At 53.9% G+C, this 13,995-nt stretch carries 10 protein-coding genes and 3 pseudogenes; 9 read left to right on the top strand and 4 right to left on the bottom strand.

The window, feature by feature from the left end; genetic code table 11:
• Window positions 1-48: 48 nt before the first annotated feature.
• Window positions 49-3,567 (bottom strand): hypothetical protein, encoded by a 3,519-nt coding sequence (locus tag ACODNG_RS14955; protein ID WP_434523257.1) that lies wholly within the window; start codon window positions 3,565-3,567, stop codon window positions 49-51.
• A gap of 106 nt (window positions 3,568-3,673) precedes the next feature.
• On the opposite strand from ACODNG_RS14955, the pseudogene ACODNG_RS14950 reads away from it, so the two are divergent.
• The 8 genes and pseudogenes from ACODNG_RS14950 to ACODNG_RS14915 form a co-directional block, all read left to right on the top strand.
• A pseudogene (locus ACODNG_RS14950) lies at window positions 3,674-3,862 on the top strand (hypothetical protein); the annotation flags it as partial.
• A gap of 67 nt (window positions 3,863-3,929) precedes the next feature.
• Window positions 3,930-4,589 (top strand): annotated as a pseudogene (locus ACODNG_RS14945) (DUF6735 family protein); the annotation flags it as partial.
• Between the two features lie 77 nt (window positions 4,590-4,666).
• Complete coding sequence (locus ACODNG_RS14940; RefSeq protein WP_434523256.1) at window positions 4,667-5,083, top strand: hypothetical protein; 417 nt, start codon at window positions 4,667-4,669, stop codon at window positions 5,081-5,083.
• 213 nt (window positions 5,084-5,296) lie between these two features.
• Window positions 5,297-6,547 (top strand): RNA-guided endonuclease InsQ/TnpB family protein, encoded by a 1,251-nt coding sequence (locus tag ACODNG_RS14935; protein ID WP_434523255.1) that lies wholly within the window; start codon window positions 5,297-5,299, stop codon window positions 6,545-6,547.
• A 228-nt stretch (window positions 6,548-6,775) separates the two neighbouring features.
• Window positions 6,776-7,855: a DUF5677 domain-containing protein gene (locus ACODNG_RS14930; RefSeq protein ID WP_434523254.1), complete on the top strand. Its 1,080-nt coding sequence runs from the start codon at window positions 6,776-6,778 to the stop codon at window positions 7,853-7,855.
• Window positions 7,856-8,098: 243 nt separating this feature from the next.
• Window positions 8,099-8,590 carry a hypothetical protein gene (locus tag ACODNG_RS14925; protein WP_434523253.1) on the top strand — a complete coding sequence of 164 codons (492 nt, stop codon included), beginning with the start codon at window positions 8,099-8,101 and terminating at the stop codon, window positions 8,588-8,590.
• A gap of 3 nt (window positions 8,591-8,593) precedes the next feature.
• The gene (locus ACODNG_RS14920; RefSeq protein ID WP_434523252.1) at window positions 8,594-8,899 is read left to right on the top strand and encodes a DUF7568 family protein; all 306 of its coding nucleotides are present in this window, start codon (window positions 8,594-8,596) and stop codon (window positions 8,897-8,899) included.
• 133 nt (window positions 8,900-9,032) lie between these two features.
• Window positions 9,033-9,428, top strand: coding sequence for a DUF7567 family protein (locus ACODNG_RS14915; RefSeq protein ID WP_434523251.1), 396 nt, complete (start codon window positions 9,033-9,035; stop codon window positions 9,426-9,428).
• 3 nt (window positions 9,429-9,431) lie between these two features.
• Here ACODNG_RS14915 and ACODNG_RS14910 read toward each other — a convergent pair whose 3' ends face one another.
• The 3 genes and pseudogenes from ACODNG_RS14910 to ACODNG_RS14900 all read right to left on the bottom strand — a co-directional run bounded on the left by ACODNG_RS14910 (window position 9,432) and on the right by ACODNG_RS14900 (window position 13,268).
• Window positions 9,432-10,670, bottom strand: coding sequence for a DUF6414 family protein (locus tag ACODNG_RS14910; RefSeq protein ID WP_434523250.1), 1,239 nt, complete (start codon window positions 10,668-10,670; stop codon window positions 9,432-9,434).
• Window positions 10,633-11,817 carry an ATP-binding protein gene (locus ACODNG_RS14905; RefSeq protein WP_434523249.1) on the bottom strand — a complete coding sequence of 395 codons (1,185 nt, stop codon included), beginning with the start codon at window positions 11,815-11,817 and terminating at the stop codon, window positions 10,633-10,635. Before ACODNG_RS14905 ends, ACODNG_RS14910 begins: the two co-directional genes overlap by 38 nt.
• A gap of 87 nt (window positions 11,818-11,904) precedes the next feature.
• Window positions 11,905-13,268, bottom strand: a pseudogene (locus tag ACODNG_RS14900) (restriction endonuclease).
• A gap of 214 nt (window positions 13,269-13,482) precedes the next feature.
• Here ACODNG_RS14900 and ACODNG_RS14895 point away from each other — a divergent pair.
• Window positions 13,483-13,764 (top strand): helix-turn-helix transcriptional regulator, encoded by a 282-nt coding sequence (locus ACODNG_RS14895; RefSeq protein ID WP_434523248.1) that lies wholly within the window; start codon window positions 13,483-13,485, stop codon window positions 13,762-13,764.
• The last annotated feature ends 231 nt before the right edge of the window (window positions 13,765-13,995 follow it).

Below are 13,995 nucleotides of genomic sequence, written 5' to 3'. Positions count from 1 at the left end.
CGTCAAAGAAGAACTCAACATCGACTTACAACAGTCAGAGACATCCTGCTACCTGTGGAACAGTTCGTCAATTGTTCCTAACTCCTCAACGACAGCTTGGTAGATCCTAGCATAATTTCCTTCCAGTTCGTCAGTTCGCGCCTCTAAGAGATTATGGAGCTTTGCGGACTCTTTGGGAAGGTTGATGCTCTTATTCACACCAAGACAAGCTGCTAGGAATGACTTCATCAATTCATAGTCATTTTCAAACCATATGAAATGGAGATCGTCATCTAGTGCGATTGAGAGGATTCCTTCGTGGGAAAGGATCCAAATGAGCCATCCTGGTCGCGGTTCCATCTCTGCCCGGGTAGCGGCCCATTCCACGATGGACTTGTAGAACTGGCACTGATTCTCTGGCTCAAAAGTATCATTCACATGCTCCTCGATAACGTCCGGCCAATTATCGACCAAATCAAACTCGTGATGGTACAGTAATGATTTGATGAAAAGTGGATACCCCTGTATCAACCATTCTACCTCACTGAATACTTGTAGCGACGACCCCTCACTGTCAATATCATCGAACTTCCGTCTGAGATGATCATGAATGATTGATAGGAGTGACGCGATATTGGTTGGTTCATTCTCAACATGAGCAACCCCAGCAATTAGCTGACTATAGTAGTAGACTGTCGTCTGTAAAGTGTGAGATCCTTCAGGAAGACCGCGATCAGGGACCTGGAGATCGCCCTCTTGATATTCTAAAATGATGTCCAGAATTTCCTCGCTGTCTGTCATTAAATCATCAATATTTTGGTAGGCGGCTACCCGTTCAAAGCTACTGCCAATACACTCCATAACATACTGAAATTCGTACTCATAGACGGTGTCGCCTCGGTATTGAAGCATCCAAGAAGCATCCGGACTACTCTCCTGGTGCAAACGGTATGCCTCAATCATTACCCCAACTAGATCATCGACCTCATCATACTCCGCTGCAAGTGTATGATTCGCAGCAACTCTAGATAAGATATCGAGCGACGAATACTCTGGACGTTCGGTCGTATGTACTTTTCTCCCTCGCTGATAGGCATTATTCGCCTCCGCGTCAACCTGTTCTACGATACCCTGGACTAATTCGTTCGCCTCGATCGTTGCAAGGGGCAGTGGTAGATCCGTAGTAGATAATGTCTCTACCGATCGGTAATACAATTGATCCGTATCATCTGTCTCTAGGATAGTTGAAAGAGTGATCTCGGCGCCGTCAAGACACTTCTGCTCAAGTCGAGGATACTGCTCCCGGTGGGATACATTCGCGCAGATAGTGATGTTTAATGCAACATCGGAGAAATATGACTCGTATCCTTGCTCAGCGAGTACCGGAACATATCGGTCAAGTTGCTCAAGACATTCCTCGCGGAAAATGATCTCTTGATAGACATCTGGAATAAGCCGAAACGTTCCATTCTCCGACGTCTGCCAGTACCGGGACAGATTGTCAAGTGCCTCCGCAAATACACCTCGCGAGATATCGGTCAGCTGTTCCAACTCATCCTCTGGCAATCCACGGGTCGTTGCCAGCCATTTAACGATTCTCCGTTGCGCAGTCTCGATCTGGTCACTCCTGGCCGATGTCAGGTTCTGAATATCGTGCCAAATTAACTCATCTTCAGTCTGAATACTCGTGAGATCCTGACCATCACAGACCATGCGAGCGGCTATTTTCGCAACCTCCGGATTCTGCCCTGCGATGTCGATAATTGAAGACAGTTGTTTCTGGACAGTCTCTTGATCTCCCTTTACATCACCAACCCACGTTGCGATCGCCCGAATTCCGTCTTCGTCAATTTCTGGGAGTTCGAATACATCACTAAACCGCCAAAGCTCATCTTTCCTGGATTCTACCCGTTCATTCGCTGTCCGACTCTGCATCTCATCGTTCAGTTGGCCATATACTTCATCACGGCACTCAATCAGTAGTTTATCGATTATCCCGTCGTCGACAAGCTCAAGCAAAAAGGAGATCTGGGACGCATCATCAACAGCAAACGCACCCACACGATAACTTGTAAAGACAACTAACGGCCCCTGAACGGCCTCAAGAGCCGTTTTCACAAAGGTACGTGACTCTTGGTTGAACTGAGGGATGCGAACAGTATATTCGTCAGCCGCGAACTGTTGGCAGAGCCGATATGACAGTGTTGTCTTGCCGGTTCCGTGTGGTCCCCGAAGGACCTGAATTCTGGACCCAGTAAGGATATCGCGGTACCGCTGATCCAGATCGACGTTCTGCAACTCTAGGTCGTCAATCGATATCGACCCAGAAACCTGTAGATACTGACGTTCCAAAGCTTCCAACTCTGTCCGGAGTGTGTCTTGTGACGTGACCGCGTCGTGTGTTCTGGCCGAGATGAACTCCTCTATAACCGTGACGCGGTCGGAAAGCTGATCCAGATCCTCTTGGAGTTCTTCGACCTCTGCTTGTGTTTGTGTAGCGATGGTTTCCAAATGGTCGATATCGGCTTCCAGCAGTTGGGTGAGCTGTGAGTGGAATTCAGGGCGCGTAATGGTTCGTAGATATTCGAGCGTCATCGGCGGAACGCCCATTTCTTCTTCGAGCGCACAGCGACTTGGGGGAAGCAGTTCGTCGTCAAGTAACTCGCCGAAGAAGTCGGCAGTAGCATCACGGGACTGTGCTGTCCCATCTGGCCGCAGAAGGGCACCAACGAGGAGTGGGCCGACAATCGGAGCGGCACTTGCACCGATTCCACTAGCGATGCTTGCCGTCGCTGCTTGGATGCTCTCTTGATTTTGCTCAAGAATCGGTTGGATAGTGTCCTGATACGCTTGGTCGTAGTCTTGGAGGAATTCCAGTGCGTCTGACCCGGCAGCAGTGAGCTCATCGGATGAGGGAAGTGTGATGTTTCTGAATCCGATGCTTTCGCTGAATCGGCCAGCGAATCCACGGAGCGAAGTAAGGACTCCGTCCTCCGAAAGGTCAAGCAAGTCACCGGGGAAGATACCGCCACTCTCACCAAGAACTGACGACCTGAGCACGATGAAAGGCACAAAGGAGGAATAATCCTCCAGTGAATCGTCTTCGAAGGTGTAGGCGTACTCAAGTCGGTCGATATTGGCTTGGATCTCCTCCTCGGAGAGGTCGGATGCGAGGCCTGCGGCTGTTTCAATAGCTTCGCCTTCATCGAATTGCCGAGCTAAGAATGTGAATTCGGTTATCTCAGCTACATCAGTAAAATCGGAATGTGTGAAGAGCCAGTCCAAGCTTCGTGGCCGCGTCACCAAACAGACACCATAGTCTCTCGCTAGCACCTCCTCAAACTGCTCTGTTAGCTCGTCATTTGTCGATGATCGATATTCTTGGTAGAGACAGTAGATATCGTCCAGAGCTACGTACTCAGCAACCGGATCACTGAGATCAGCCAGTCGCTCAATCTGTTGAACGTTATCCGTTTCATCGATAACAGTAGACTTCCCGATATCAGCTGCACCAAAGAACACGAGATTCCCTGACTCAAGGTACTGCATCAGATCCGGAGAGCGAGAACAGATATCCGTCTCAGGCATAGCTAACTCATATAACACCATCCATTTATTGATTGCCACCAGTGCCCGTGGGTACGCATCCCTTGTCCCCGTAGAATTGCCCAGTTTTCCCGGAACCGTTCTACTTCAGGGAAGCATCGTAACCAACGAGTTATTGCGAGAACTCGCTGACCATCTCGAAGCCGACGAAGAACTCGATATCCAGACGGCGGGGTTCACCAAGTGCCGCTTCCCAGTCCTGGCCAAGCGGTACGTCGTTCGCGATGGCGAAGTCCTCCACGCGGACCTCAGTTCCCCCGATCCGATCGACCAGTAGCGTCGTTCGTCCCCCGGGAGGGGTGCGGGGGGATCCAGTCGCGGTCGCCCCGTGAGGTGATTGCTCGATGGGACACCGCGCACTCGTTGCGTACGAACGCACAGACGGACAGTACACGCTCCACTACAGCCATTGGGGCGCAGCGAACCTCAAGCTCAAGCACCGAATTTCGACTGAGTCGCCGTTCGGTGGCGACGACACCGACTCCAAGTGGGCGAAACAGCTGCTGGCGGAACTGGCCGATGGCCTCGAGGCAGAAGCCGTCGACGGCTACCTCGCTGACGAGGATCGACCGTCGACGGTCGTCGAGCCGAAGCCCCGCGCCACCGGGCTCACCCTCGACGAGATCGTCGCTGACCATCTCGACTACCTCCACCACGAGGCGTTCTTCGTGGTATCGACGACGTTCGAGGTGACCGCCTATCGGACGCTGTGGTTCGGCCTCCAGTACGATTCGGAGACAGTCGAACAGGGAGAGACGGTCGGGAACGGCGCGCTCGCGACGGTGCGGTGGTACAACGGCGAGCCGGTCGGCGATGGCCACCTGCAGGGACAGTTCGCGGCCCTCAAAGACGTCGTCGGCGATATGCTCGACAAGGGCGTCTTCACGCCGTCGACGTCGAGACAGTACCTGAAACGGAAGCTGGCCGAGCGAGTCGGAGACCGACAGGAGCTGCTCATTCCGATCGGAGAGTCACCCTTCGAGAAGGCGAGCCTGAACCACTCCAAGTTCGATCTGCTTCGTGGCAGGTCCTGTTTTTCAGGGGTCGGAATGGGTGAGCCCCGCCGTAGGCTCGTGATTCGATGGCCTCAGAGGACGACCCGTTTCACGACTGCGAGTTGGATCCCGAGACGATCCTCGGGACACACACCTTCGAAGACGTCCTGTTCACCAACGAGACGGAAACCCCGGTGAACGTGCTCACCGGCGAAACACCGGCACATTCGCAAGCAACCGTCGAGGAAGCGAAAGAGTTCGCTGCGAGTATCGACACAGAGACGCCCCAGATCGCGCTCCCCGCATCCGTCGAGTCGCAGGTCGAAACACAGAGCAAGCCCTACACGGCGGCCGCATTCTTCCACTTCAAGGCGACAGGCTCGCTCGAACGCCACCGTGCTTACCACGCCGCCTACGAGTCGGACGCATTCGTCGTCGACTTCGAGGCCGACTACGAATCGGGCGACCTGACCATTACTGTCGAACGAGCGGACGAATCCTGAGAATCCGCCGTCACGAGGAGAGTTTTTCGAGCGCCGGCGATGGGTGCCGGCGCAGCTGGAGCGAGCAACGATTCCCGGTGCGTCGGCGTTTCGAGGTGTTCGAGATGCATATGGTGATATACAGGCGATCGAGGCGAATGCTCGGGGGGTCGAACGCGACACTCCGAGACACTAATCATCAAGTGGCAACACGCCGATAATCACAGTACAGCGATGTGGTACGACTATCGCTTCCGCGCCTATCCCGACCGGACGGATGTGGCTGCGAAAGTGGAACGTCACATCGACATCCACCGCCAAGCCTACAACCACACCCGCTACGAATACCAAACCCTCGACACCGACGAGGACAACATCGGTTCGGCGTACCAACACCAGAAGCGCCTCACCGAGTGGAAAACGGAATGGACCGTATTCTCGGAAGTTCATTCAAAGGCGTTACAGAAGACCGTCGAACGTTTCTACGACAACCTTTCAACCCTCTCCGAGAAGAAGCAGAGCGGGCACACCGTCGGGTGGCTCAAATGGAAGGCACCACAAGAGTACCAGAGCGTAACGTACTCGCAGTCCGGCTTCGAACTCAAAAACACGAGTGGCCGACACGCGACGCTCTGGCTCTCCAAAATCGGTGACATCCCCATCCGCTACCACCGACCTATCCCCGACAACGCCATCATCAAAGAAGTAACCCTGAAAAAGGAGACGACGGGTGAATGGTACGTCACGTTCGGCCTCGAAATTGAGGACACAGCGCTCCCTGAGAAACCCGGCGTGGATGACTTGGATGCTGAGGATTGCGTTGGCATCGACCTCGGCATCAACAACTACATCTACACGAGTGATGGCGACAGCGTAGACTGGCTCGACCTCTCCGGGGAGTACGACCGGTTGCGCCGTGAGCAACGCAGTCTCTCCCGCAAGGAACATGGGAGCAACAACTGGGAGAAACAACGCCGAGAGGTCGCTACGATCAAGCGTCGGATTAAGCGGAAGGTCGAGGACTTCCAGCACAAGCTCACGACGTGGCTCGTCTCGACGTATGACGCCGTGTTCGTAGAAGACCTGAATGTCTCGGGGATGCTTCAGTCCGAAGGTAATGCGCGGAACAAGCAGGATGCCGCGTGGCGTGGGTTCATCGAAATGTTGGCGTACAAGGGTGACCTGTACGGCACGCACGTCGTCCAAGTGGACCCTGCGGGGACGACCAAAGAGTGCGCGGAGTGTGGTGTCGAGACGGAGAAGCCGTTGTGGGTGCGGGAACACAGCTGTCCGAGTTGTGGGTTCGAGGCGGACAGGGACGCGAATGCGTCGTACAACGTTCTTGCTCGGGGCCTTCAGCGGTTAGGTCTGGGACAGACCGAAGTGACGCCTGTGGAGACTGCGACCGCTGTGGAAACCGATGGAGTCTCGTCTTCGTCGGTTCCTGCAAGTCGCGTCATCGAAACAGGAAGCCTCAAGACTTGATCTCGAGGCGGTTCACGCACTCGTAGAGGCATCGACACACGACGATGCGCTGGATTGGCTCTGTTGAAATCCAATTGTCTCGATAACTTCCACGCTGAAATAGCCGTTTGGTGAGTGTGCTCACCGACGACTAACGCCTATAGGGATTTTCCCTGCCAGAGTCCTTGATTCTACAAGAATGTGAAGCCGTGGGAAGCATTACTTGCCCACACTGTCAAGAACGCCAGTATGGGCGACGCAGAGGACACAAACTGGTTTGAGGAGGCCGTCGAGAACGCATTAAGCACCGACCCCGAAGACGTTGTCGCCGACGCAGACGAGATAGCAGACGTGGTATTCGAGTACAGTGACGAACTCCTCGCCGAATACGCGGTAAAATACCCGTCCGTGATGGACGATGAGTCCGCCACCCGAGAAGGATTCGAGACGCGTCTACACCACCGATGGGGAAAAGCCTTCGACAACCTCGAGTTCTTCATCCTGCTGAACCACGAGGCAGGTTCCACGTTCAAACAACACCTTATCGAGGACGACGAGTTGTCGGACACAGACCCGCTCTACTCCGCACTGTTCCGGCTTCACGCACGGGCTTGTCAGGTTTCACGCGAGGTGTTGGCGTTGATACGAGCTGGATACGCCGACGGCGCATTTTCCCGCTGGCGCGCACTCTATGAGATCGCAATCTCTGCCCAATTCATCTCGAAACACGGTGCGGATACGGCAGAGCGATTCCTCCACCACAAAATCGTCGACGACTATTTTGAAGCCCGGCTGCTTCAGGAACACTACGAGGAACTCGGTATTGAATCGTTTTCAGACGAGGAAATGGATGCTATCGAAGACCGATTAGAACAGATAGTGGACAAGTATGGAGGCGCGTTCAAGCAATCCTATGGATGGGCACACGTGGAATTAGATGAAAACCCGTCTCGACGTACTGTCGCCGAGGACGTCGGACTGGATAAGTACGAGCCCTACTTCGCCTTCGCAAGTGATACCGTCCACGGCGGTGCGAAAGGCACCCTGTACCGGATGGGGTTAACTCCCAATACTCAGACGGAAGTGATGGCAACTGGTCCGACGAATACCGGGTTCACAGACCCCGCGCAATTCACCGTGTTGATGCTCGCCGATGTCACCGAGGCCCTGCTACTCAATCGGGAGGAAGTCACGTGGTCGCTTGTTTCTACGTCCGTGATCAATCTGACCCACGAAGTCATCGCGACGTTTGACGACATCCGCAAGCAGTTAGAGGCAGAAATAGCGATGGCCGAAGGGAAAGGGTACACTATCGGCGGTCGAAACTGATTAGCAGATTTTAGTCGTCGACGGCGACGATTTCGTCGTGTCGGAAGTCCACTGACACGCGTTCCCCAATCTCCACGTCCTCGAACACTGGAAAATCCTTGTACTGTACGGATCTATCGTACTGAGTGAGATTTGCTTCGTATGGCCACCTGAATTATCCCTCCCTCTGGTGGCTGTTTATTCGCGCCAGCGAGAGAGTGGCGCGCGTCGGTGACTGTACCGACGGGCGTTGGAGTGGTTCAGATGCATATGGTCATCTACGCGCTCGTCGAGGCATCGACACAAAACGAAGCATTGGCTGCAGGGCAAACGGTGTTCAATCGATTGGTTGGGGCTGAGCCGCATTCCTGCGCAGTATTCGACTATTTTGTGACCTTCGACGAGGAGGACACGTCCGTTGCGGGGAAGGCACGATGGGGGGAGTTGCCGACGGCAGCCCCCGTCGACTCTGATGACGGCCAGGACCTCCTCGAGCGTGGCTGGGAGGCGACGAAGGAGGAATTCGAGCGTAATCTCGATCGGGTGAAGGAGGCCATCGACGAGCTCTCCGACGAGGAGATCATGCGCGACGAGGACCTCGCCCGGCACGCCTTCCACCAGGTCGGTGCGTACGACGGCCCGACGATCTTCCTGTACACCGAACACGGAACCGGCATTCGCCACCGTGGACAGTTGGACCGACTCCTCGAGGAGAGTGAAGAGCTCTGGATCGTACCCGCTGACGTCCACTTCTGAATAATGCCTCCCATCACCAACTGGCGACGCGAGAGCCGCTCGCCGACACTCGCGTATCGGAACACCGAGACCGGTGCGCGAGCCGTCCTGCATCGAGCCCCGGACTCCTACCGGTACAAGTGGCGCGGGGTGATTCTCGTCGACGGCTACCCGGTCTGGTCGCGGGGATACGAGACGAAGGATGCGACATCGTTCCGTGACGAGCTCCGGGAGCGGCCCGCACCGGGCCTTAACTGCCCGGAGTGTCCGAACGACGACGTTCGCGTCGGCGAGAAGGCAGCAGACGGGGCGAAAATCCAGCGATGGTAGACTGGCCCCGACTGTGGGTACGAAGCCCCCTCACGCATCGTCTACGGCGCCGAACGGTGAGTGAGTGAGCGGTGGGCGCTGTTTTTCGGCCGGGCACGAGATGGTGGCCCGGTACGACCGGGTGAGTCAACCAATGACCCTCGAAGTACATGACCGACACAGCGAGGCACTGTTCGAGTTCCTCTGGTGCCCCGTCTGCGGGCAGGAGGTCTTCACTCACATCCCCTTCGAGGGGGTGTTCTCGAAGAACTCCAACACCCAGGTCGAACTCCAAGAATCCCGAGAGACGCGCGGCTACGAGGAGGCCGTGCTCGCCTGCTTCGATTCTACCACGACCTGGAACCTCCACGTCGACGAGAAGCTACGTCGCGACCTGCCTGATGGGTCAGCCCGCGTGAAGATCCTCGGCGCATCGGGCGCCTACGAGGTCGACTGGTGGAGTCCGGAGCCAGGTGAGGACTGGGAGCCTGTCGAGCGTGGGGAATTCGACGACGTTGAGGAGTCAGACGAGGTGGCGCATCTCGCGTAGTATCTACCAATAGATCCCAATTGGTTTGATTTCAAACTCCACATCCTCGTCATTCTGGACCTGGTCTTCCTCTCCCGTTATAGTCTCCCAGAGCAATTCGGCTTTATCGTCACTATCTACATCGGCATCAAGTTCCTCTAATACATGTTCTACCTCATCACGAGCCTCAGTATAGTCCTCAAACTCGCTATCAGCTGTAACGTCATCCGAAGCGAATGTTGTAAGGTCAGAATCCACAAGAGAATATCCTCGGGTTTCGAGACCCGATTCCAGATCAGATAATAGCTCTTCGAGATTCTTCTCAACATCAATTGACACCTCGGATTTTCCGCCCTCTTTTTCTAAGTTCAGCAGGGCAGTTTTTAATGCCATATTTACCTGTCTTGCTTGATCAGGGAAATGGTCCTCAAGAACTCGCGTGAGTCTAAGAGGGGTCCAATCCACATCATTTGAGATCACGCGCCCATATATTGTAAACTCCGTATTGTCGGAAAACACTGTTAATGGGTCGTCCCAAAGGGAGTCGCGATTGAGATACGCTACGATAGAAATTGGCTTACCTTCTTCAGCAGAGTTGAGATTATGTATATGTTGAATATGGCCCTCTACTATCCTGTAGTTGGCGGCATCAATCTTTACTGGAACCTGATTGCCAAATAGTGAAGAGAGGAACCCCGAAACAGCGTCAACCTCCTCACGTGGAATATCCTCAATAGACTCTTGCAGTTCCTCAATATCCTCAAACGTATTAGTCATGTATTCAAGTATTTTGAAAACTCTATACGACTCAGCTACATTTACATAGCCATCCAATTCGATGATTTCACTTCTCGTAACTTCCTCAACCTCCAGCCCTTCCTCAGAAGGGAGAAGAAGCTGATTTTGTCGTGATTCATAGAGTTCATCAAATCGGGATTGAATTACGGACTTCTGGATAGTTTCAGAGCCACTCCTCTCCAGAGTTTCCGACTCATTGATTCGATTATAGCCGGTCCCTTTGTACGAGAGGCCTTTATCACTCTTCCCGAGCTCTCGGTTTACGGACTCTGAACGAGTGATTAGGCTCTCAGTGATCTCGCCCTCCAAAGAGGCCAGTAAACTCACAACGCTTGTTTCATCAAGATATATGAATTCGCGAAGTGGTTCAGGGTCATCATCACTCTCCTCAGAGAATCTCGATTTTATCCAATCTATCACACCCATATCATTCACCTGTTGCTTCAACAGCCCGAAGGAGGTCATCTTGAGTTACAAGATCCCCTTCTCGCCTAATCGATATTGTGACGGCACGGCTAATGACCCCCGATAAGTCTGCTCCAGTCCATCCTTCTGTAGATTGGGCAAGTAATTCTAAGTCAACAGATTCGCTGAAATCGACATCCTTAGTGATTTTTTCGATAATCTCTTTTCTCTCAGATTGTTCCGGTTTCGAGAATTCGATTTTCCGATCAAAGCGTCCTGGTCGAATGATGGCAGGATCAACCTCATCAAGGGCATTGGTTGCACCAATTACGACAACATCATTCAGTGGTTCGAATCCATCCAGTTCTGTGAGAAGTTGGGCAACTATTTTGCGCTGAAACTGTTTTGTATCTCCTCGATCTGGAGCAATACTGTCAACTTCGTCCATAAAGATGATAGCACGTTCTTGTTCTTTGGCATGTGAAAATATTTCTCGTATAATATCTTCTGTTTCTCCATACCATTTGTTGATGATCTCCGGTCCATTGACGAGATAGATACTAGATTCTGTTTCTTTAGCTACAGCCTTAGCGAGCAGGGTCTTTCCCGTCCCTGGAGGTCCGTGGAAAAGTATTCCTGTGTCAGGTTTGACCCCATGCTTCTCAAACCTATTTATATCATTATCAGACTCTCGCAGTGGTATCTCGACGACGTCCTTTACCTCCTCTATCGTCTCTGTTAATCCCCCGACATCATCGTACCCTGAATCAACCTCACTAATCTCTCCAGGTTCTTTTAAATACGATTCTGCTCTGCTCTTCTCCTCAAACCGGTCTTCTATTCCCTTTGGCGCAACCGCTTCACTTGAGATTGTTGAGGTTATCATACCTCCATAGATCTTAACCGTCTCACCACTCTCTGGATTTTCAGAATCAAGAGAGTCACATAGTTCTACACGACTATTTCGCTCAACGAGGTACTCGCTTTCGCTGACACGCTCTCGAATAATACCGACAGAAGGGGATGCCCGCCCAATTGCGTCAGCCGCCGCTCTTCGGTCTTGAGTAATCCAGACTTCAACTAGGTCACCAACCGATCTATCACCTTCAGTATTATCTTCAACAACAACTTCCTGTCCCCCAATCTGTACCTTTAGCGTATCCTCAGTAGGACTCGTCGATCTAACGGGGGCAAAGTGGATATCCATACTCGGCTTCTTGGTTTGATTATGATTTAGAGGGCTGTTTGAAGTAGTTTAGCCCTCTGTATCTATCCGCGTGAGAACGCAACCGGTCTAAATGATGCCGCCGATGACGAGAAGGCCGACGACCAGTAGCAGGGTCGCGACCACGCTCCCCCGGCCAGCCACTTGTTCTCCATCACCTTCTCGTGGATCGGCATCGCGGCGTACTCCTCGCGGAAGGCCTCGAGATTCTCCTCGTCGTAGAAGTACTTCGTCTTCAATGCGAACCGTTCCGTCACCGCGCAGCCCGTACAGACCGGTTCGCCTTCCAGCCGCTCCGTTTTGGTGTGGCTGGAGCAGGCGATGGCCCCGCAGTTCGGACAGTAGGTGTACGTCTCGGTGACGCCACTCGTGTCACAGTGGACGCACTGATGGATGCCGTCCTCGGCGGTCACTCTCGACGGGCCTGCCGCGTAGTACTCGTAGGGGTAGGTGTACTCCTGGACGTCGGTAGTGTGCCGAACTTCCGGGAGGTAAACTGGTTCGATCGACTGGACAGAGATGTCCGAGCGGTTCGGCTCACAGGTCTTGTTGTACGTGACGTTGTTGTCGCCGGTGTAGGTGACCGTCGTCGTGTGATGCTTCTGGAGGCGCTCGACGGCCCACTCCTTGTACTCCGTTTGCGTCTGCCCGAACCGCCGCTCCTCGACGTCGTCGAACACCTCTCCGAACTGCTCGGCATCGAGGTCGACCGTCGCGTGGAGATTCTCGGTGACCAGCGTCGCGACGTCCTCCTCGACGACCTGCGGCTGCCCACGTTCGGCGTGGGCGAAGAATCGGGTCCGGTCGTTGATCCGGTGGATGACGCCCACCGACGTCTCGAAGACGGCGTTCGTGGCCGCGGTGACTGAGACCACCGGGCGGAACGTCACCGATGAGTGTGGGTCTGGGAGGTCGGCAGCTTCGATGTTCTCGATCTCACGGAACGCCTCCGTGACGGGTGCGTCGACGTCGGCGGCCGGGTCGTACGGGCGAAGCGTCTCGTCGCAGAGAATCTCGATGCGCCCGTTGTAGAGGTCGAGGCCGATCTCGTCGGCGAACTCCCGAAGGTCCTCGCCGTCGAGTAGCTCGATTGGGTGTGGGTCGTCGTTCTGCTGGAGTCGGTCGGCGTACTCCTGAGCAGGGTTCGTAAACCGGCCGGTCGTGACGACCATTCCGCGTTTGGGGCCGTCGAAGTCGAACGTCGCGATGGCGGAGTGGAGCTTCTGGACGACCGGCCGCCCGACCGTCCCCGTGTGCTTACACTCGACGATGATCGCACGCCGCGTGCCGTCGACGACCTCCTCCATGATGACGTCGCGCCCCTCGTCGGCGGTCTTTTCAGCCTGTCGGACGTTCTCGTAGCCGAGATTGCGGAACACGTCCTCCATCACGTCCTCGAACTCGAACCCCGAGAGATCGTCCAGTACAGCCATCGGATCTAGCTGGTACTAATCTTACAAGACTCAAATACGTTGCCCGACCTCCACGACCAAAACGCCGCCATAAAGATGGTCTTCCCAGTGAATCCAAGGACACGGTTTAATGCGAATACACGGGGCGAGTCTCTTCAGCAGCAGTCTTCGTGATATTGTAGTGTCATATCGGGAATCAATAGTATTTCAAAACATGAATACGTAAGATGGAGACATGCACGATCTTACAGCCTTTCAGCGAGATCTGTTGACCGTAATCGCCGGCTTAGATGCCCCCCATGGACTTGCAATCAAGGACGAACTTGAGGACTACTACGAAAAAGAGATCCATCATGGTCGCCTCTATCCAAATCTCGATACGCTTGTCGAGAAGGGACTCGTCGAAAAGAGCCAGCGCGACCGGCGGACCAACGAGTACACTACGACTCGGCGAGGTACACGGGAGATTGAGGCGCGGACTGCGTGGGAAGGCGAATATATCGAACACGGTAACTGACAAATCGTCGTGGTTAGAGGTTACAAGAAATTGTTATCTCCCCACTCAATCAATATAGCCGCCTTGTCGGCAGTGTACTATTCGACCCGAAGCGATCAATGAGGAGCTCAAATCCTTGTGATAATTTCGGTGTGGGTCTCATGGCGTGATTCTGATCAAGCGTCCTCCGTGGTTTGTTGATTCATATCAACCATCAATATATGAAACAAATATTATGCTTTGGTGCCAAAT

It is taken from the genome of Halorubrum sp. AS12 (assembly GCF_051122765.1).
Taxonomy (GTDB): domain Archaea; phylum Halobacteriota; class Halobacteria; order Halobacteriales; family Haloferacaceae; genus Halorubrum; species Halorubrum trapanicum.
Note: the sequence above shows the minus strand (reverse complement) of the source record. Positions and strands in the feature narration are given on the sequence as shown.

Excerpts from the sequence above, each read along its gene's own strand:
- ACODNG_RS14955 (WP_434523257.1), bottom strand. The coding sequence starts at position 3,567 with ATGCCTGAGACGGATATCTGTTCTCGCTCTCCGGATCTGATGCAGTAC.
- ACODNG_RS14935 (WP_434523255.1), top strand. The coding sequence starts at position 5,297 with ATGTGGTACGACTATCGCTTCCGCGCCTATCCCGACCGGACGGATGTG.
- ACODNG_RS14910 (WP_434523250.1), bottom strand. The coding sequence starts at position 10,670 with ATGACCTCCTTCGGGCTGTTGAAGCAACAGGTGAATGATATGGGTGTG.
- ACODNG_RS14930 (WP_434523254.1), top strand. The coding sequence starts at position 6,776 with ATGGGCGACGCAGAGGACACAAACTGGTTTGAGGAGGCCGTCGAGAAC.
- ACODNG_RS14905 (WP_434523249.1), bottom strand. The coding sequence starts at position 11,817 with ATGGATATCCACTTTGCCCCCGTTAGATCGACGAGTCCTACTGAGGAT.
- ACODNG_RS14940 (WP_434523256.1), top strand. The coding sequence starts at position 4,667 with ATGGCCTCAGAGGACGACCCGTTTCACGACTGCGAGTTGGATCCCGAG.
- ACODNG_RS14920 (WP_434523252.1), top strand. The coding sequence starts at position 8,594 with ATGCCTCCCATCACCAACTGGCGACGCGAGAGCCGCTCGCCGACACTC.
- ACODNG_RS14925 (WP_434523253.1), top strand. The coding sequence starts at position 8,099 with ATGCATATGGTCATCTACGCGCTCGTCGAGGCATCGACACAAAACGAA.
- ACODNG_RS14895 (WP_434523248.1), top strand. The coding sequence starts at position 13,483 with ATGCACGATCTTACAGCCTTTCAGCGAGATCTGTTGACCGTAATCGCC.
- ACODNG_RS14915 (WP_434523251.1), top strand. The coding sequence starts at position 9,033 with ATGACCCTCGAAGTACATGACCGACACAGCGAGGCACTGTTCGAGTTC.